Origin of the sequence: Mesorhizobium sp. LNHC252B00 (assembly GCF_000502955.1) — a bacterium.
Lineage (GTDB): Bacteria > Pseudomonadota > Alphaproteobacteria > Rhizobiales > Rhizobiaceae > Mesorhizobium.
In genome coordinates, this window is the sequence record NZ_AYWO01000168.1 from 1 (window position 1) to 305 (window position 305).

Here is a 305-nt window from a genome sequence, read left to right on the forward strand (position 1 = left end):
TCGTCATAATTGTCGAACAGTCCAGTTACCGTCTTCATGTGATTTCTCCTGATCCACGCTCACTTGCTTGCGGCAACGATGTTGCCCTGGTAGTCGAGCCCGACGTTTAGGTTTTCGCCTCCCTTGGCCGCTTGGCCACGCCAGATGCCCTGATCGTCCTTGGTCAGCTTCGATACGTTCGAATATCCCGCATTCTCGATCCGGCTCTTGGCCTGGGATTCGGTGAAGCTGTTTGCGCCGGGGACAAGAGCGGCGGCGTTGGCAGTGTTGTCGGTCTTCACCGCCGGCGTTGTCGCTCCCGTAAT

The 305-nt window shown here is 57.4% G+C and carries 1 pseudogene; it reads right to left on the bottom strand.

Annotated elements, in window-relative coordinates:
* Positions 1–59 precede the first annotated feature (59 nt).
* Positions 60–305, bottom strand: a pseudogene (locus X744_RS139575) (PepSY domain-containing protein); the annotation flags it as partial.